The sequence below is a fragment of the Comamonas aquatica genome (assembly GCF_018064205.1).
Taxonomy (GTDB): domain Bacteria; phylum Pseudomonadota; class Gammaproteobacteria; order Burkholderiales; family Burkholderiaceae_C; genus Comamonas; species Comamonas aquatica.
In genome coordinates this window covers 2739945-2755611 of record NZ_CP072916.1, presented here as the reverse complement: position 1 = coordinate 2755611, position 15667 = coordinate 2739945, and the positions used below count along the sequence as shown (strand labels likewise).

Sequence of the window (15667 nt, the reverse complement as noted above, 5' to 3'; positions counted from 1 at the left end):
CTTGTTTTTCAAGGGTTTTGCATATGAAAGTATGTGAAGTCCTTGTTGATCCAGCGCAGGCAGCTCTTTTTTCTGAAAAACCCGGGCGCTGCAGCGCCCGGCCCAAGGACATCGTGTGCGCCCCGGGCAGGTCGGTGGTTCGCCGCTAAAATGCCGGCTTATGCCCGCTGAATCTGCGCCTATCAATCTGACGCACCACTTCCTGATCGCTATGCCCGGTCTGGAAGATGAGTCGTTTTCTCGCAGCGTGGTGTATTTGTGTGAGCACAACGAGCGCGGCGCGCTCGGGCTGATCATCAACAAGCCCTCCACGCTGAGCCTGCAATCCCTGCTCAACAAGATCGACCTGCCCCTGGGGCGCGAGGACCTGCGCGAAGACCTGGTCTTCAAGGGCGGTCCGGTGCAGACCGACCGCGGCTTCGTGCTGCACGACCCCATCCTGATCGAGGGCGCCGAGGCCGATGAATCCGCCTACGCGTCCACCCTGGCCATTCCCGGCGGCCTGGAGATGACCACCTCCAAAGACGTGCTGGAGGCAATCGCCAACGGCGCCGGTCCGCGCCGCGTGCTGGTCACGCTGGGCTACGCCTCCTGGGGCGAAGGCCAGTTGGAGTCCGAGCTGGGCGAGAACGCCTGGCTGACCGTGGACGCCGACCCGCATGTCATCTTCGACACCCCCGCCGAAGACCGCTACAACAAGGCCCTGGGCCTGCTGGGGCTGCAGCCCTGGATGCTGTCGCCCGAAGCAGGACACGCATGAACCCCGAGACTTCGTCCCCACGGCCCAGCAACGCTGCTGTACAGGCCGTGGATTTTCCTGCGCACATCCAGCAGTTCCTGGCCTTCGACTTCGGCACCAAGCGCACCGGGGCCGCCTCGGGCAACCGTGTGTTCGGTGGCGCCAGTCCCCTGCCCACCATCAAGGCCGAGGGCACGGATGCGCGCTTTGCGGCGATCGAGCAACTGATCCGGGAATGGCAGCCCCAGGCCCTGGTGATCGGCGTGCCCTACCACCCGGACGGTGCGCCGCACGAGAACACGGCCCGGGCGCTGAAGTTCGGGCGCCAGCTGCGCGGTCGCTTCCGCTTGCCGGTGTATGAAGTGGATGAGCGCTACAGCACCACCGAGGCCCTGGCCAGTGGTGCCAAGGATGCCGATGCCGCGTCGGCCTGCATCATCCTGGAGCAATTTTTGAGGAGTCTTCCATGAGTCTTTCCGCTGGTTCTTTGGTCCTGGATGCCGAAGCCCTGTACCGTGAATTGCTGCGTGGCGTGCGCAGCCTGATGGGCCCGAACACCCAGCTGGCCGGCGTGGCCTCCGGCGGCGCCTGGCTGGTCGAGCGCCTGCACAAGGACCTGGGCTTGGCCGGCAAGCCGGGCGTGCTGTCCTCGGCCCTGCACCGCGACGACTTCGCCCAGCGCGGCATGGCGCAGAGCGTGCAGACCCAGCTGGACTTTGATGTCAACGGCGCCGACATCCTGGTGCTGGACGATGTGCTCTACACCGGCCGCACGGTGCGCGCCATCCTCAACGAGCTGTACGACTATGGCCGCCCCGGTTGCGTGCGCCTGGCCGTGCTGGTGGACCGCGGCGGCCGTGAGCTGCCCGTGGCCGCCGAATTTGCCGCCGCGCGTGTGGCGCTGCCCGCCAGCCAGTCGCTGGCGCTGGCGCGCACAGAAGACGGCACCTTCCAATTTGAAGTCAAAGAGGCATAACGTGCTGTACAAGCGCAACCCCCAACTGAACAAGAACGGCGAGCTGATCCACCTGCTGTCCACCGAAGGACTGTCCAAGGACATCCTGACCCACATCCTGGACACGGCCAGCAACTTCGTCAGCGTCAACGACCGCGAAGTCAAGAAAGTGCCGCTGCTGCGCGGCAAGAGCGTGTTCAACCTGTTCTTCGAGAACAGCACGCGCACCCGCACCACGTTTGAAATTGCCGCCAAGCGCCTGTCGGCCGACGTGTTCAACCTGGACATCGCGCGCAGCTCGGCCAGCAAGGGCGAGACCCTGCTGGACACCATCGACAACCTGAGCGCCATGGCCGCCGACATCTTTGTGGTACGCCACAGTGAGTCGGGCGCGCCGTATCTGATCGCCCAGCACGTGGCCCCCCACGTGCACGTGGTCAATGCCGGTGACGGTCGTCACGCACACCCCACGCAGGGTTTGCTGGACATGTACACCATCCGTCACTACAAAAAAGATTTCTCCAACCTGCGCGTGGCCATCGTGGGCGACGTGCTGCACTCGCGCGTGGCGCGCTCGGACATCCATGCGCTGACCACGCTGGGCGCGGCCGAAGTGCGCGTGGTGGGCCCCCGCACCCTGGTGCCTGCCGATTTGGCCAGCATGGGCGTGCGCGTGTTCCACAACCTGGAAGAGGGCATCAAGGACTGCGACGTCATCATCATGCTGCGCCTGCAGAACGAGCGCATGAGCGGTGCCCTGCTGCCGTCCAGTCAGGAGTATTTCAAGAGCTTCGGCCTGACCGAAAAGCGCCTGCAGCTGGCCAAGCCCGATGCCATCGTCATGCACCCTGGCCCCATCAACCGCGGTGTGGAGATCGACTCCGCCGTGGTCGACGGCCCGCAGGCCGTGATCCTGTCGCAGGTGACCTTCGGCATCGCAGTGCGCATGGCGGTGATGTCCATCGTGGCGGGGAATGAGGCCTGATGCCTCAGGCCATCCCCCTGAGCGGCTGCGCCGCTTCCCCCTTCTCTCGCTGCGCTGCAGCGGGAATGAGGACGACACCATCGCGTCGGGGCGGCCCTAGCTCGGTGCCCCCCGCGCAAGGGGGCGGTGGCGTGGGGCAGGGTGGCACTGCGCACTGGTAGAGATGTTTTTGATAGCTGCTAGCGCTTGCTGGGTAAGGGCTGGTGGCCAATTGGGTGATTAACCATGAAAATCTTGATTCAAAACGGCCGCGTGATCGATCCGGCCCGTGGTTTTGACCAGGTCTGTGATGTGGCGCTGGCCACCGGCCGGGTGGTGGCCATCGGCCAGGCCCCCGCCGGGTTTGAGGCGGACCGTGTGCTCGACGCCAGCGGCCAGTGGGTGCTGCCCGGTCTGGTGGACTTGGCCGTGCGCCTGCGCGAGCCAGGGCATGAGCACGAAGGCATGCTGGCCTCCGAAATGGCCGCCAGCGTGGCCGGTGGTGTGACCAGCCTGGTGTGCCTGCCCGACACCGACCCGGTGCTGGACGAGCAGGGCCTGGTGGAAATGCTCAAGCTGCGCGCCAAGAAGCTGCACCAGTCGCGCCTGTTCCCCATGGGGGCGCTGACCAAGGGTCTGGAAGGCGCGGTGCTGACCGAGATGGCCGAGCTGACCGAGTCCGGCTGCGTGGCCTTCGGCCAGGCGGATACGCCGCTGTCCAGCATCACCACGCTGAGCCGCGCGCTGGCCTATGCCAACACCTTCGGCTATGCCGTGTGGCTGCGTCCCCAGGACAAGGACCTGGGCAAGGGCGTGGCGGCCAGCGGGGCCCTGGCCACACGCATGGGCCTGTCCGGCGTGCCGGTGGCGGCCGAGACGATTGCGCTGCACACCATCTTTGAGCTGATCCGTGGCTCGCAGACCCGCGTGCACCTGTGTCGCCTGTCCAGCGCCGCTGGCGTGGAGCTGGTGCGCAAGGCCAAGGCCGAGGGCCTGAATGTGACGGCCGACGTGTCCATCAACTCGCTGCACCTGACCGAAAACGACCTCGGCTACTTCGACAGCAGCGCCCGCCTGGTGCCGGTGCTGCGCCAGCAGCGCGACCGCGATGCGCTGAGTGCGGCCCTGGCCGACGGCACCATCGACGCCCTGGTTTCCGACCACTGCCCGGTGGACGATGACGCCAAGGTGCTGCCCTTTGCCGAGGCCGAGGCCGGCGCCACCGGTGTGGAGCTGCTGCTGTCCCTGGCCGTCAAGTGGTCGCAGGACCAGAACGTCCCCCTGACCCGCGCGCTGGAGGTGGTGACCGCCGCCCCCGCCCGCGTGCTGGGCCAGGCGCTGGGAACGCTGCAGGCCAGCCTGGGTCAGTTGGTGGAAGGTGGGGTGGCCGACCTGTGCGTCGTGCAACCCCAGGCCGCCTGGACCGTGGGACCCGAGGCGCTGGTCAGCCAGGGCAAGAGCACGCCCTTCCAGGGCTACGAGCTGCCCGCCCGCGTGCAATGCACCGTGGTGGCGGGCCACGTCGCTTTCGAGCGCGGCTGAGCCCAGGGCAGGGCGACCACCGGTGCGGGAAAGGTGACTGTATTTAACTTGTGAAGGAGGGCGGCCCGGATGGCTGGAACTTGGCGTGCGATCGGACGATTCACTCGGATGCTGCGGCACACCTTGCAGGGGCTGCGCCTGGCGCGCAACGGTTTCCACGATCTGGATGCGGCCAGCCAGCATCGCGCGGTCGAGCGCTGGGCCCGCGGCTTCCTGACCGAGGCCGGCGTGGCCCTGCAGGTCCAGGGCAGCCCCGTGGCCCAGGGCCCGGTGCTGCTGGTCGCCAACCACCAGTCCTGGCTGGACATTCCCACCCTGCACGCGGCGCGCCACTGCCGCTTTGTCTCCAAGGCCGAGATCGCCCGCTGGCCCCTGGTGGGAGCGCTGGCGCAGGCGGCCGGCACCCTGTTCGTGCAGCGCAGCGTGCGCCGGGACACCCAGCGCACCGTCCAGGCCATGGTCGAGGCCCTGCGCCACGGTGACGTCCTCGCCGTCTTCCCCGAGGGCACGGTGGGCAATGGCCGTGACCTGTTGCCTTTTCACGGCAACATGCTGCAGGCGGCCATCGAGGCCGACGTGCCGGTCCAGCCCGTGGCCATGACCTTTGTCGATGCCCGCACTGGCCTGGCATCGTATGTGCCCTGCGAGGCCACCCCCGACGAAGCCATGCTGCGCAGCCTGTGGCGCACGATTGCCACCGAGCACCTGATGGCCGTGGTGCGCTACGGCGCGCCAGAGAAGGCTGAAGGCCGGGACCGCCGCACCTGGGCGCGCGACCTGCAGCAGCGCATCGAGTCGCTGCGCCGCAACCAGGAAGCACCGCACACCCCCCTGCCGCAGACCGCGCCCGACCCGCCCGTGGTGGCCGACCTGGCGCAATAGGCATTTACCGCAGCATGGCATCGTGGCCGCCGCGCTGCCGGTTTTGCACAATGGGGGCATCTTGCCCCGCTGACCAGGAGTGTGCACATGGCCCCTTCTTCCATGACCGTGGACGTTGCCGTCATCGGCGCCGGTACGGCAGGCATGAACGCGTACAGCACGCTGCGCCGGGCCGGCGCCCGGGCGGTGCTGATCGACCAGGGGCCGCTGGGCACCACCTGCGCGCGCGTGGGCTGCATGCCCTCGAAGGCCGTGCTGCACGCCGCCCAGCGCTGGGACGGCTTGCGCCAGCTGATGCCGGCCGGCATGCCGCAGGCGCAATGGCGGGCGGCCCTGCCCAAGGGGCATGCCACGCCGCAGCAGCTGTGGCAGGAGGCCCTGCAGATCCGCGACCAGTTGGTGCAAGGCAACGTGCGCCAGCTGCATGCCCTGGCCGACAGCGATCTGCTGCAGACCGGGGCACGCTTTGCGGCCCCCGACCTGCTGGAGCTGGGCGACGGCCGCCGCGTGCAGGCGCGCGCCTTTGTGGTGGCGACCGGCTCCGAAGCCCGCAAGCCAGCGCAACTGCAGGAACAGCTGGGTGCGGCGCTGATCACAACCGATGAACTGTTTGCCCTGCACGAGCTGCCACACAGCGTGGCCGTCTGGGGCATGGGGGCCATCGGCCTGGAGATGGGCGTGGCCTTGTCGCGCCTGGGGGCGCAGGTGGTGGCAACGGGGCGCAATCCGGTGCTGGCCAAGATCGCCGACCCCGAAGTGGCCAAGGCGGCCCAGACCTATTTCGCCCACCAGATGCCCATGGCCCTGGGGTGCCGCGACGTGCTGGCCGAGCGCCGTGGCGACATGGTGCGCTTCGAGGCCGGTGCCCTCAAGGCCGATGTGCAGTATGTGCTGGTCACCCAGGGGCGCAGCCACCGGCTGGCGGACTTGGCGCTGGCCCAGGCGGGGGTGCGCTTTGATGCCCAGGGCCGGCCGCTGTGGGACCGCGCCAGCCTGCGCTGCCTGGACAGCCGGGTGTTCCTGGCGGGCGACGCCACGGGCGAGCGCCCGCTGATGCACGAGGCCGCGCAGGAGGGGACGATCGCCGCCCAGCAGGCCTTGCGCGCGTTGGGCGACGCCCGCTGGCAGGACCTGCCGGTGCGCGGGCGCAGTGTGCCCCTGTCCATCGTCTTCAGCGCCCCGGATGTGGCCGAGGTGGGGCTGCGTTTTTCCGAGCTGCCGCCCGAGGCGGTGGTGGTCACGGCCCGGGGCGCGGGCAATGGCCGCTCCAAGATCATGCAGGCCCCCGAGCACGTGCTGCGCCTGTACGCCGATCCGGCCAGCCGCCAGTTGCTGGGTGCCAGCCTGCTGTGCGCCGGGGGCGAGCACCTGGCCCACCTGCTGGCCTGGGCGATCCAGCGTGCGGATACGGTGGAGCAACTGCTGGCACTGCCCTACTACCACCCGACGGTGGAGGAAATGCTGGACAACGCCTTGCGCGACCTGCGCAAGCAGCTGCGTTCGGCCTGAGCGCCGCACGGCCGATAATGGCGGCTTTGCTGGGGAATGAGGGAGTTGAGCATGCGCAACTGGTGGCTGCCTGTGGCCGCGTTTTTGGGACTGACGGCGGTCGGCATGGCCGCCTACGCTTCGCACGGTCTGGGGTTCATTGTCGATCCGCAGGTCCGTGAGGCCACGCGCGTCTCGCTGCAACTGGCGGTGCAGCAGCAGATGTTCCATGCCCTGGCGCTGCTGGGCCTGGGCGTGGCGGCGCTGACCACGGCTGGCAATCGCTGGCTGTGCGCCGCGGGCGGGCTGTTTGTGCTGGGGCTGCTGCTGTTCAGCGGCCTGATCTATCTGCGCACCTTCACCGGGATCGAGACCTTCCGCCCGTTCGTGCCCTGGGGCGGCACCTGCCTGATGCTGGGCTGGCTGAGCCTGGGCATTGGCGGCTGGAAGCTGGCGCGCCGGGCCTGAAGGCGCATGGGGGATCTCGCGCCGAGATCGCCCGTGGGCGTGCCGCGGCCTACACTTGCCGCCATGAGCGATATCACCATCTTCCACAACAACCGCTGCAGCAACTCGCGTGGCGCCCTGGAGCTGCTGCGCGCGCGCGGCATCGAGCCCAACATCGTCGACTACATCGCCACGCCGCTGACGGCCCCCGAACTGGCCGAGCTGGTGGCCCACCTCGGCGTGCCGGTGCGCGAGCTGCTGCGCACCAAGGAAGCGGCCTACCAAGCGCTGGGGCTGGACCAGCCGGCGGTGAGCGACGCCCAGATCCTGCTGGCCGTGGCCCAGCACCCGCAGCTGCTGAACCGCCCGATCGTGGTCACGCCCAAGGGCGCGGCGCTGTGCCGCCCGCCCGAGAAGGTGCTGGCGCTGCTGTAATCAGCAGCCCGCGCGGAACTGCCAGTCGCGCGCTTCCTGGCGCTCCTCGCGCAGGCGCTCCATCTGCTGCACTGTGCCACCGCGCCGTGCCAGCTGGTCGATCTTCTGGATGCGCCGGTCGCGGGCTTCGCACTGGCTGCGGTCCACCCCGGACTTGCGCTGCGGCGGGGCGTTGGCTTGGGCCTTGTCCAGCTCGCGCTCGATGCGGTCCCAGGCCCGTTCTTCGCGGTCTGCATGGCGCCGTGTGGCACGGCGCTCTGCCGCGCCCTGGGCGGGGGGATGGACTTCCACGATGGGCTCGACCGGCACGGGCTTGCCATCGGCGCACGGGGTGCTGCTGTAGCTGTTGCCGCAGCGAAAGACCTGGGCCTGGCCGCTGAGCGGCCACGCCGTGCAGGCCAGCCACACCGCGGTGGCGATCAGGGGGAGTCGGGGCAGGATGGGCATGTCCAGATGCTAGGCGTTTGCCGGCGGGGGCTCAAGCGCAGCCATCCGGAAATAAAAAACCATAGCTGTCAGCGCTTGCTGTGTCTGCGCTGCAGCCCAAAAACACTTCAAGGTTTGTCCGGGTCGTCCTGGCGGCGGAGGGTCTGCTGCAGGCGCTGGGTGGCGGCCGATGTGGTGCCGCGCACCTGGTGTACGGCCTGGTTCAGCCCCTGCGCCGTGGCCTGGTAGGCCGACTGGGTGGCTTCGCTGACGGAGCGGCCGGCTTGCTTGACGCTGTCTGCTGCGGCCTGGGCCGTGTGCAGCACGCCCTGCTTGAGGCGACCGTACACCGCTTGGGTGATCTGCGTGCCGCAGTCCTTGACGATGCCGCCCAGCATCTGTGCCGCGCGGTGCGTGGCGTGGTGGCGCACCAGTTGGCGTTGCGGCAGGTGCTGCGGGGCGCAGTAGGCATCGGCCACCAGGCCGACGCGCAGCGTCAGAAAGGCGTTGGCGGCCCCGCTGGCCATGCTGTTGGTCAGCAACTGCCCCATGCCACCCAGCCCGGGCACGCTGCCCATGGCGGCGGGCGTGGCCGATTGCACGATGGGGGCGGTCAGCTCGGCAAAGTCCACCTCGTCCAGCCCGTAGGCGACCAGCACGCAGGCGCCGACATTGCCGTACAGGTAGGACAGCTGGCGCAGCGAGGGGCGCAGGCCATAGATGCGCGCAATGCGCCACACCAGCTGCACCTGGCTGACCAGCACCACCAGACCGTCCAGGCGCCCGTTCTGCAGCAGGGCCGTGCTGGCCAGCACGCTGGCGGCGCTGCGCCGGGTTTCGGTCTCGGCCGCATCGCGCAGCACGGTCAGCGCCACCTCCACGTCCTGCGTGCTGTCCAGCGGGCGGCCTGCCAGCCGAGGGTTGCGCGCCAGGTGGGCGCGCAGGCGGGTGGCGTAGTCGGCCAGGGCCTGGGCATCGCCCTCGGGCGGGTGGCGCAGGGCCGGCGGCAGGCGCAGCAGCCAGATGCTGGGTGCCAGCACCGTGGCCACCAGCAGGGTCAGCATGCTCCAGAACACGGGCTGCCCGGCCCCGGCATGCACGCGGTCGGCCGCATCGGCCAGCTGGCTGACCATGGCCACGGCAAACACAGCGCTCCAGACCACCAGGGCGCAGGTTCCCAGGAGCAGCAGGCGGGATGTGAAGCGGGACATGGGCGGCATCCTTCAAAGCAAAAAACGGCATCCAGTCTGCCTGAATGCCGTTGCTGGTGACAGCAGCCGGGGCATTGGGCAGCCCGGGCCAGGCCTTGCGCTGCGTCCTGGCGCGGCCGGACCGGGCCGTCCCTGGCTACCGCCCCCGCGGCCGTGGCGCGGGCTTCAGGCGCCGTGCAGCAGCCCCTGGCGCTCGATGAAGGCCACCACCTCGTCCAGGCCTTCCAGCGTCTTGAGGTTGGTCATCACAAAGGGCTTGAGGCCCTTGGGCGTCGTGCGCTGCTTCACGGTGTCGCTGCGCATGATGGCCAGATCGGCGCCCACGTGCGGGGCCAGGTCGGTCTTGTTGATGACGAACAGGTCGCTCTTGGTGATGCCGGGGCCGCCCTTGCGCGGGATCTTTTCGCCCGCGGCCACGTCAATCACATAAATCGTCAGGTCCGACAGCTCGGGGCTGAAGGTGGCGGCCAGGTTGTCACCGCCGGATTCGATGAAGACGATGTCGGCATCGGGGAAGTCGCCCAGCATGCGGTCGATGGCTTCCAGGTTGATGGAGGCGTCTTCGCGGATGGCGGTGTGCGGGCAGCCGCCGGTCTCCACGCCCATGATGCGCTCGGGCGGCAGGGCACCGCTGATGGTCAGCAGGCGCTGGTCTTCCTTGGTGTAGATGTCGTTGGTGATGGCCACCAGGTCCCATTTCTCGCGCATGGCCTTGCACAGCATCTCGAGGATGGTGGTCTTGCCGGAGCCGACGGGCCCGCCGATGCCCACGCGCAGCGGGGGCAGCTTCTTGGTGCGGTGGGGGATGTGGTGCAGGGCGCTGGACATGGTCGGTGCTTTCTCAAAACAAGGGGGGCTCAGGGGTGCGTGCCATAGGCCCGTTCGACCTTGGCGATGCGCAGTTCAAAGTGCTGGTACCAGCGGGCGTGGCCTTGTGCCTGGGCCACCTGGTGTTCGGCCTGCTGTTTCCAGTCGCGGATGGCGGCTTCGCTGGTCCAGTAGGACACGGTGATGCCGAAGCCGTGGGCATCGCGGACGCTTTCCGCGCCCAGGTAGCCGGGTTGCTGGCCGGCCAGCTCCAGCATGCGGTCGGCCATGGCGCCATAGCCCTGGTCGCCGGCGGTGCGCTGCGAGGTGAAGATGGCCGCGTAGTAGGGCGGCTGCGGGGTGGGGACGAAACCAGGGGACATGGTGGAGGGACTCAGCTGCGGAACAGCCGAGAGTACTGGTGTTCATGCCGCGCCGACAGGATCGCCAGCATCGGCGAGAAGGCCTGGCGTTCGGCATCGGGCAGCGCCAGGGCCAGCTCGACGGCAGCAGGAATCTCCTGCGTCAGGCGTGCCAGGATGCGCTGGCCGGCGCTTTGCCCCAGCGGCACGGCCTTGATGGCCGCCTGGACCATGTTCTCGGCCCAGCCAAAGGTATAGGCCAGCAGCGCATCGGGGGCGTGGGCCCCCGTCAGGTGGGCTGCCAGCGCAAACGCCAGGGGGTAGCTGGCGTCTTGCGCGGCCAGCCATTGCACCTGGGCCTGGATGGCGGCATCGCCGGCATGGCGGTTCTTCAGCCACTCGACCAGCGAGCGGCCCATCTGCTCGGTCTGCAGGCGCAGCTCGGCGCTTTCGCGGGTGTGGCGCACCCAGTCGTTCAGCTCGGCGAGGCGGGCCCGGTCCTGCGCCGCCCACGCCGGCAGGGCCTGGGCGATGGCGGCCATGTCGCCGCGCGACTGCGTCAGGTGCAACTGGTGGCGCAGCCACTCGGCGGCCTCGGCCTCCGTGGTGACGCGGCCGCTGTCGATGGCGGCCTCCAGCCCCTCGGAGTACGAAAACCCCCCGATCGGCAAGGCCGGCGAGGCCAGCCACATCAGCTGCAAGAAGGTGGCGGCGGTGGGATGGCTCAGCATCTCAGGCCCCCGTGTCGCTGCGCAGGGTGAGCAGCTTCAGGCCCACGATGCCCATCAGGATCAGGCCGAAGCAGGCCATGCGCGCCACGCTGCGGTCTTCGCCCAGCCACAGCATGCCGTAGGCGGCCGTGCCCACCGCACCGATGCCGACCCAGACCGCATACGCGGTCCCGACAGGAATGCTGCGCGTGGCCAGCGACAGCAGGTACATGCTGGCGGCGATGAAGCTGAGGCAGAACAGGCTGGGCCCCAGCCGCGTGAACCCTGCGGTGCGTGGCATGGCGGCGGCGTAGGCGATCTCGCACAGGCCGGCCGCGATCAGGTAGAGCCAGCTCATCCGCCACAGCCCTGACTGGGGTGGTGGGCATGGTCGTGGTGATCGCAGTGGCCGCAGCCCGCCCCGGAGGCGCACTGGGACTTGGGCTGCGCATGCGCATGCCCGCAGCCGCCTGCAGGCTGTGCCGGGGCGTGATCATGGCTGTGGCTGTGGCTGTGGCTGTGGCTGTGTGCATGCTCGTGCCCATGGGCATGCCCTGCCCCGTGGCTGTGGTGATGGTGGCTGTGTCCGTCGTTGGTCACATGGCCGCCATAGGCGCCGCCTTCGGGCTCGAACGGCAGATCGGCCGCCACCACGGTCATGTGCAGGCTGCGCAGCATGTCGGCCAGCACGTGGTCGGGTTCGATCTTCAGGTGGTCGGGCTGCAGTTCGATGGGCACATGGCGGTTGCCCAGGTGGTAGGCGGCACGCACCAGGTCAAAGGCCGTGCCGTGCGTGGCGCAGGCGGTGATCTTCAGCACGCGCTGGGGCGCGGCAATCGCACGGATCAGCGATCCGTCTTCGGCCACCAGCACGTCGCCGCCGCGCACGGCCTGGCCGCGCGGCAGGAAGATGGCCAGTTCGCGGCCCTGGCTGTCGGTGGCGGCAAAGCGCGACTTTTGGCGCACGTCCCAGTCCAGCTCGACGGTGGCGGCGCGTTGCAGCAGCACTTTGGCCAGGCCTTGGCCCTGGGGCAGGAGTTTGTGGATGGTCAACATAGGGTACTTTCAAAAGGAGAGCTACAGACTGGCGCGCTTTGTGCATTCCCAAGCGCTTTCCAAACCAATAGCATGACAAACATGTCAACCCCCTCTGAACTCTCTCGGTCTGATAAGTCCGGCTGGCAGCCCTGCGGTGTGGGCCATGTGGCCGTCTACGGCACGCTGCGCGCCGGCGCGGTGAATGACATTGCGCGGCTGCGCGGCGGCATGGTGATCACCGGGCGCACCACGCTGACGGGCACGTTGCACGACCTGGGCTGGTACCCCGGCCTGGTGCTGCAGGGCACGCAGCAGGTGCTGGCCGAGGTCTATCCGCTGGATGCGGCCCTGGAGCAGGTGCTCGACGGCTACGAAGGCATCTGGCCCCAGGACACGGGCGAATACACCAAGCGCACCCTCACCGTGCCGGTGGCCCTGACCGGTGGCGGCACGCAGATGCTGGCGGTGCTGGTCTACGAGGCCTTGCCAGCGACCGTGCAGGCCGCGCCGGTGATTGACAGCGGCGACTGGCTGGCGTGGTTCAAGGCGCATAAGACAGCTCCCGGCGCGTGAGCGCTCAGAACAGGAAATAGCGCTGCGCCATGGGCAGGCTGACTGCGGGTTCGCAGGTCAGCAGTTGCCCATCGGCGCGCACGGCATAGGTCTGGGCGTCCACCTCCATGCGCGGCGCCAGGTCGTTGTGGACCATGTGTTGCTTTTGCACGCCGCGGATGCCCTTCACGGCCGACAGGGGCTTGGCCAGGCCAAAGCGCTCGCCGATGCCGGCCGCCAGCCCGGCGTGTGAGACAAAGGTCAGCGAGGTCTTGGCGATGGCCCCGCCAAAGCTGGCGAACATGGGGCGGTAGTGCACGGGCTGGGGCGTGGGGATGGAGGCGTTTGGGTCGCCCATGGCGGCCATGGCGATGCTGCCGCCTTTCAAGATGCAAAACGGCTTGACGCCGAAGAAAGCCGGTTTCCAGATCACCAGGTCGGCCCACTTGCCCACCTCGATGCTGCCCACCTCGTGGCTGATGCCGTGGGCAATCGCCGGGTTGATGGTGTATTTGGCGATGTAGCGCTTGACGCGGAAGTTGTCGTTGCGCGCGCCGTCGCCTTGCAGTGCACCGCGCTGCAGCTTCATCTTGTGGGCGGTCTGCCAGGTGCGCAGGATGACCTCGCCCACGCGGCCCATGGCCTGGCTGTCGGAGCTGAACATGCTGATCGCGCCGATGTCGTGCAGGATGTCCTCGGCCGCAATCGTCTCCTTGCGGATGCGGCTTTCGGCAAAGGCCAGGTCCTCGGCAATGCCGGCGTCCAGGTGGTGGCAGACCATCAGCATGTCGACATGCTCGTCCAGCGTGTTGATGGTGTAGGGGCGCGTGGGGTTGGTCGACGAGGGCAGCACATTCGCCTCGCCCACCACCTTCAGGATGTCGGGCGCATGGCCGCCGCCCGCGCCTTCGGTGTGGAAGGTGTGGATGGTGCGGCCCTTGAAGGCGGCCACGGTGTCTTCCACAAAGCCGGATTCGTTGAGCGTGTCGGTGTGGATGGCGACCTGGGTGTCGGTCTCCTCGGCCACATCCAGGCAGTTGCTGATGGCCGCGGGCGTGCTGCCCCAGTCCTCGTGCAGCTTCAGGCCGATGGCGCCGGCGCTGATCTGCTCGTGCAGGCCGCCCGGCAGGCTGGCATTGCCCTTGCCCAGAAAACCCAGGTTCATGGGGAAGGCGTCAGCGGCCTGCAGCATGCGCTCCAGGTGCCAGGGGCCGGGCGTGCAGGTGGTGGCAAAGGTGCCGGTGGCCGGGCCGGTGCCGCCGCCAATCATGGTGGTCACGCCGCTGGTCAGCGCTTCCTCGATCTGCTGCGGGGCGATGAAGTGGATGTGGGTGTCGATGCCGCCGGCGGTGACGATATGGCCTTCGCAGGAGATGATTTCCGTGCCCGGGCCGATGATGATGTCCACGCCCGGCTGGGTGTCGGGGTTGCCGGCCTTGCCGATGGCCACGATGCGGCCGCCCTTCAGGCCGATGTCGGCTTTGACAATCCCCCAGTGGTCCAGGATCAGCGCGTTGGTCAGCACGGTATCGACCGCGCCTTGCTCGCGCGTGCGCTGGCTTTGCGCCATGCCGTCACGGATGGTCTTGCCGCCGCCGAACTTCACTTCCTCGCCATAGCCGCCCGCAGCCAGGGTGTAGTCTTTCTCGACTTCGACGATCAACTCGGTATCGGCCAGGCGCAGGCGGTCGCCCACGGTGGGGCCAAAGGTTTCGGCGTAGGCACGTCGGTCCATGGTGGCCATATCAAAGTGCTCCTTGAATCAGGCCGCGAAAGCCGTAGATCTGGCGGTCGCCGCCGATGTCGACCAGCTCCACCGTGCGTTGCTGGCCGGGCTCGAAGCGCACGGCCATGCCGCTGGCGATGTTCAGGCGCATGCCGTGGGCGCTGGCGCGGTCGAAGTCCAGGCCGGCGTTGGTTTCGGCAAAGTGGTAGTGCGAGCCGACCTGGATGGGCCGGTCGCTGGCGTTCTTGACCAGCAGCGTGACCGTGCGCCGGCCGGGGTTGAGGGGGTGGGCCCCCTCGTCCAGGAGCAGTTCACCAGGAATCATGCGGTGCCTCCGTGGGATCAGGCCAGACGCGTCAGCAGGGCCACGCCCAGGACGGCGGTTGCGGCGCCCGCCAGCCTGGCTAACAGCTGGTGGCGCTGCATCACGCGGTGGCCCAGGGCCATGCCGCCCAGGTGCAGCAGGGCCGATCCGGCCGCCATGCCCAGCACTGCACCGGCTGCAGCGGCGGCGCTGTCCTCGAACAGTTCATAGCCATGGGCCGCGCCGTGGAAGAAGGCAAACACCCCCACCAGGGCGGCGGCGGCACCCCAGGCCATCTTCTGCCGCACCATCACCAGCAGGCCCAGCACCAGCACCGAGGCGGCAATCATGGGCTCGACGGCCGGCACGTGCAGGCCCGCAAAGCCGGCCAGGCAGCCGGCCACCAGCAGGGCCACAAAGGCCGCCGGGGCGCGCCAGGCCGTGCCGTGGTGGGGAAAGGCCAGGGCGCTCCAGGCGCCCACGGCCAGCATGGCCGCCAGGTGGTCGGCGCCGCCGAAGGGGTGGGCGAAGGCGTGGGCCAGGCTGTCCAGAAAATTGTGGTGGCCGCCACCGTCCGCGCCCACGTGGGCCAGGGCGCTCAGCGGCAGGGCCGACGCGGTGGCGAGGAGGGTGGTGATCAGGTTCTTGGTTTTCATAGCTGTCTGCGCTGGTGGAATAAGGGCTGGAGGCCTAAAAGCCTGCAAGTTCTGGGCGGTCGCTCAGACGATGGGTTCGTGCACCGTGACCAGCTTGGTGCCATCGGGGAAGGTGGCCTCGATCTGGATGTCGGGGATCATCTCGGCCACGCCGTCCATCACGTCGGCGCGCGTCAGCACGGTGCGGCCTGCGCTCATCAGCTGGGCCACGGTCTTGCCGTCGCGGGCGCCTTCCATGACGAAGGCGCTGATCAGGGCCACGGATTCCGGGTAGTTCAGCTTCAGGCCACGGGCCTGGCGGCGCTCGGCCAGCAGCGCGGCGGTGAAGATGAGCAGCTTGTCTTTTTCTCGCGGCGTTAATTCCATGTCGATTCCCTCCATCGGTCCGCAGTGCCGGCCCCGTGGACGGGGGCGGTGCGGCCA

The 15667-nt window shown here is 68.5% G+C and carries 21 protein-coding genes; 10 read left to right on the top strand and 11 right to left on the bottom strand.

The window, feature by feature from the left end; all coding sequences use genetic code 11:
* The first annotated feature begins 160 nt into the window (after positions 1-160).
* From KAQ61_RS13045 to arsC, 9 genes are all read left to right on the top strand, one after another.
* Positions 161-760, top strand: a complete 600-nt coding sequence (locus KAQ61_RS13045; RefSeq protein WP_210929448.1) for a YqgE/AlgH family protein — start codon at positions 161-163, stop codon at positions 758-760.
* Complete coding sequence (gene ruvX, locus KAQ61_RS13040) at positions 757-1209, top strand: Holliday junction resolvase RuvX (RefSeq protein ID WP_210929447.1); 453 nt, start codon at positions 757-759, stop codon at positions 1207-1209. The genes KAQ61_RS13045 and ruvX overlap by 4 nt, the downstream gene beginning before the upstream one ends.
* On the top strand, positions 1206-1715 hold the full coding sequence (pyrR, locus tag KAQ61_RS13035; RefSeq protein ID WP_042415181.1) for a bifunctional pyr operon transcriptional regulator/uracil phosphoribosyltransferase PyrR: 510 nt from the start codon (positions 1206-1208) through the stop codon (positions 1713-1715). The genes ruvX and pyrR overlap by 4 nt, the downstream gene beginning before the upstream one ends.
* A 1-nt stretch (position 1716) precedes the next feature.
* A complete protein-coding gene (locus KAQ61_RS13030) occupies positions 1717-2679 on the top strand; it encodes an aspartate carbamoyltransferase catalytic subunit (RefSeq protein WP_042415178.1) in 963 nt (320 codons plus the stop codon).
* 225 nt (positions 2680-2904) lie between these two features.
* Positions 2905-4200, top strand: coding sequence for a dihydroorotase (locus KAQ61_RS13025; RefSeq protein WP_210929446.1), 1296 nt, complete (start codon positions 2905-2907; stop codon positions 4198-4200).
* A 108-nt stretch (positions 4201-4308) separates the two neighbouring features.
* Positions 4309-5082, top strand: a complete 774-nt coding sequence (locus KAQ61_RS13020; RefSeq protein ID WP_244982896.1) for a lysophospholipid acyltransferase family protein — start codon at positions 4309-4311, stop codon at positions 5080-5082.
* A gap of 87 nt (positions 5083-5169) precedes the next feature.
* On the top strand, positions 5170-6591 hold the full coding sequence (locus KAQ61_RS13015; RefSeq protein ID WP_210929444.1) for a dihydrolipoyl dehydrogenase: 1422 nt from the start codon (positions 5170-5172) through the stop codon (positions 6589-6591).
* Between the two features lie 51 nt (positions 6592-6642).
* Positions 6643-7038 carry a DUF423 domain-containing protein gene (locus KAQ61_RS13010; protein WP_210929443.1) on the top strand — a complete coding sequence of 132 codons (396 nt, stop codon included), beginning with the start codon at positions 6643-6645 and terminating at the stop codon, positions 7036-7038.
* Positions 7039-7101: 63 nt separating this feature from the next.
* Positions 7102-7452: an arsenate reductase (glutaredoxin) gene (gene arsC / locus KAQ61_RS13005; RefSeq protein WP_210929442.1), complete on the top strand. Its 351-nt coding sequence runs from the start codon at positions 7102-7104 to the stop codon at positions 7450-7452.
* Here arsC and KAQ61_RS13000 read toward each other — a convergent pair whose 3' ends face one another.
* From KAQ61_RS13000 to ureE, 7 genes are all read right to left on the bottom strand, one after another.
* The gene (locus tag KAQ61_RS13000) at positions 7453-7899 is read right to left on the bottom strand and encodes a phage tail tape measure protein (RefSeq protein ID WP_210929441.1); all 447 of its coding nucleotides are present in this window, start codon (positions 7897-7899) and stop codon (positions 7453-7455) included.
* Between the two features lie 107 nt (positions 7900-8006).
* Positions 8007-9089 carry a DUF697 domain-containing protein gene (locus tag KAQ61_RS12995; RefSeq protein ID WP_210929440.1) on the bottom strand — a complete coding sequence of 361 codons (1083 nt, stop codon included), beginning with the start codon at positions 9087-9089 and terminating at the stop codon, positions 8007-8009.
* 165 nt (positions 9090-9254) lie between these two features.
* On the bottom strand, positions 9255-9917 hold the full coding sequence (ureG, locus tag KAQ61_RS12990; RefSeq protein ID WP_043380916.1) for an urease accessory protein UreG: 663 nt from the start codon (positions 9915-9917) through the stop codon (positions 9255-9257).
* A 29-nt stretch (positions 9918-9946) separates the two neighbouring features.
* Complete coding sequence (locus KAQ61_RS12985; RefSeq protein WP_210929439.1) at positions 9947-10279, bottom strand: antibiotic biosynthesis monooxygenase family protein; 333 nt, start codon at positions 10277-10279, stop codon at positions 9947-9949.
* Positions 10280-10290: 11 nt separating this feature from the next.
* A complete protein-coding gene (locus tag KAQ61_RS12980; protein ID WP_210929438.1) occupies positions 10291-10989 on the bottom strand; it encodes an urease accessory protein UreF in 699 nt (232 codons plus the stop codon).
* Position 10990: 1 nt separating this feature from the next.
* Positions 10991-11326, bottom strand: a complete 336-nt coding sequence (locus tag KAQ61_RS12975) for a DMT family transporter (protein ID WP_210929437.1) — start codon at positions 11324-11326, stop codon at positions 10991-10993.
* On the bottom strand, positions 11323-12024 hold the full coding sequence (ureE, locus tag KAQ61_RS12970; RefSeq protein WP_210929436.1) for an urease accessory protein UreE: 702 nt from the start codon (positions 12022-12024) through the stop codon (positions 11323-11325). The genes KAQ61_RS12975 and ureE overlap by 4 nt, the downstream gene beginning before the upstream one ends.
* A gap of 81 nt (positions 12025-12105) precedes the next feature.
* Here ureE and KAQ61_RS12965 point away from each other — a divergent pair, with 81 nt between their 5' ends.
* Entirely contained in the window at positions 12106-12579 is a 474-nt protein-coding gene (locus tag KAQ61_RS12965) for a gamma-glutamylcyclotransferase family protein (RefSeq protein WP_045266260.1), read from the top strand.
* A 4-nt stretch (positions 12580-12583) separates the two neighbouring features.
* On the opposite strand, the gene ureC is transcribed toward KAQ61_RS12965, so the two are convergent.
* The 4 genes from ureC to KAQ61_RS12945 form a co-directional block, all read right to left on the bottom strand.
* Entirely contained in the window at positions 12584-14302 is a 1719-nt protein-coding gene (gene ureC, locus KAQ61_RS12960; protein ID WP_210929435.1) for an urease subunit alpha, read from the bottom strand.
* A 1-nt stretch (position 14303) separates the two neighbouring features.
* A complete protein-coding gene (locus tag KAQ61_RS12955) occupies positions 14304-14609 on the bottom strand; it encodes an urease subunit beta (RefSeq protein ID WP_042415133.1) in 306 nt (101 codons plus the stop codon).
* Between the two features lie 17 nt (positions 14610-14626).
* Positions 14627-15244 carry a HupE/UreJ family protein gene (locus KAQ61_RS12950; RefSeq protein WP_210929434.1) on the bottom strand — a complete coding sequence of 206 codons (618 nt, stop codon included), beginning with the start codon at positions 15242-15244 and terminating at the stop codon, positions 14627-14629.
* A gap of 63 nt (positions 15245-15307) precedes the next feature.
* Positions 15308-15610 carry an urease subunit gamma gene (locus KAQ61_RS12945; protein WP_042415127.1) on the bottom strand — a complete coding sequence of 101 codons (303 nt, stop codon included), beginning with the start codon at positions 15608-15610 and terminating at the stop codon, positions 15308-15310.
* Positions 15611-15667: the final 57 nt, after the last annotated feature.

Coding starts and splice junctions, on each gene's coding strand:
- KAQ61_RS13020 (WP_244982896.1), top strand. CDS start 4,309: ATGCTGCGGCACACCTTGCAGGGGCTGCGCCTGGCGCGCAACGGTTTC.
- ureG (WP_043380916.1), bottom strand. CDS start 9,917: ATGTCCAGCGCCCTGCACCACATCCCCCACCGCACCAAGAAGCTGCCC.
- ureC (WP_210929435.1), bottom strand. CDS start 14,302: ATGGCCACCATGGACCGACGTGCCTACGCCGAAACCTTTGGCCCCACC.
- KAQ61_RS12955 (WP_042415133.1), bottom strand. CDS start 14,609: ATGATTCCTGGTGAACTGCTCCTGGACGAGGGGGCCCACCCCCTCAAC.
- KAQ61_RS12985 (WP_210929439.1), bottom strand. CDS start 10,279: ATGTCCCCTGGTTTCGTCCCCACCCCGCAGCCGCCCTACTACGCGGCC.
- KAQ61_RS12965 (WP_045266260.1), top strand. CDS start 12,106: ATGTCAACCCCCTCTGAACTCTCTCGGTCTGATAAGTCCGGCTGGCAG.
- arsC (WP_210929442.1), top strand. CDS start 7,102: ATGAGCGATATCACCATCTTCCACAACAACCGCTGCAGCAACTCGCGT.
- KAQ61_RS12945 (WP_042415127.1), bottom strand. CDS start 15,610: ATGGAATTAACGCCGCGAGAAAAAGACAAGCTGCTCATCTTCACCGCC.
- KAQ61_RS13000 (WP_210929441.1), bottom strand. CDS start 7,899: ATGCCCATCCTGCCCCGACTCCCCCTGATCGCCACCGCGGTGTGGCTG.
- KAQ61_RS13015 (WP_210929444.1), top strand. CDS start 5,170: ATGGCCCCTTCTTCCATGACCGTGGACGTTGCCGTCATCGGCGCCGGT.
- ruvX (WP_210929447.1), top strand. CDS start 757: ATGAACCCCGAGACTTCGTCCCCACGGCCCAGCAACGCTGCTGTACAG.
- KAQ61_RS13010 (WP_210929443.1), top strand. CDS start 6,643: ATGCGCAACTGGTGGCTGCCTGTGGCCGCGTTTTTGGGACTGACGGCG.
- KAQ61_RS12950 (WP_210929434.1), bottom strand. CDS start 15,244: ATGAAAACCAAGAACCTGATCACCACCCTCCTCGCCACCGCGTCGGCC.
- KAQ61_RS12995 (WP_210929440.1), bottom strand. CDS start 9,089: ATGTCCCGCTTCACATCCCGCCTGCTGCTCCTGGGAACCTGCGCCCTG.
- KAQ61_RS12975 (WP_210929437.1), bottom strand. CDS start 11,326: ATGAGCTGGCTCTACCTGATCGCGGCCGGCCTGTGCGAGATCGCCTAC.
- KAQ61_RS13025 (WP_210929446.1), top strand. CDS start 2,905: ATGAAAATCTTGATTCAAAACGGCCGCGTGATCGATCCGGCCCGTGGT.
- ureE (WP_210929436.1), bottom strand. CDS start 12,024: ATGTTGACCATCCACAAACTCCTGCCCCAGGGCCAAGGCCTGGCCAAA.
- KAQ61_RS13045 (WP_210929448.1), top strand. CDS start 161: ATGCCCGCTGAATCTGCGCCTATCAATCTGACGCACCACTTCCTGATC.
- KAQ61_RS12980 (WP_210929438.1), bottom strand. CDS start 10,989: ATGCTGAGCCATCCCACCGCCGCCACCTTCTTGCAGCTGATGTGGCTG.
- pyrR (WP_042415181.1), top strand. CDS start 1,206: ATGAGTCTTTCCGCTGGTTCTTTGGTCCTGGATGCCGAAGCCCTGTAC.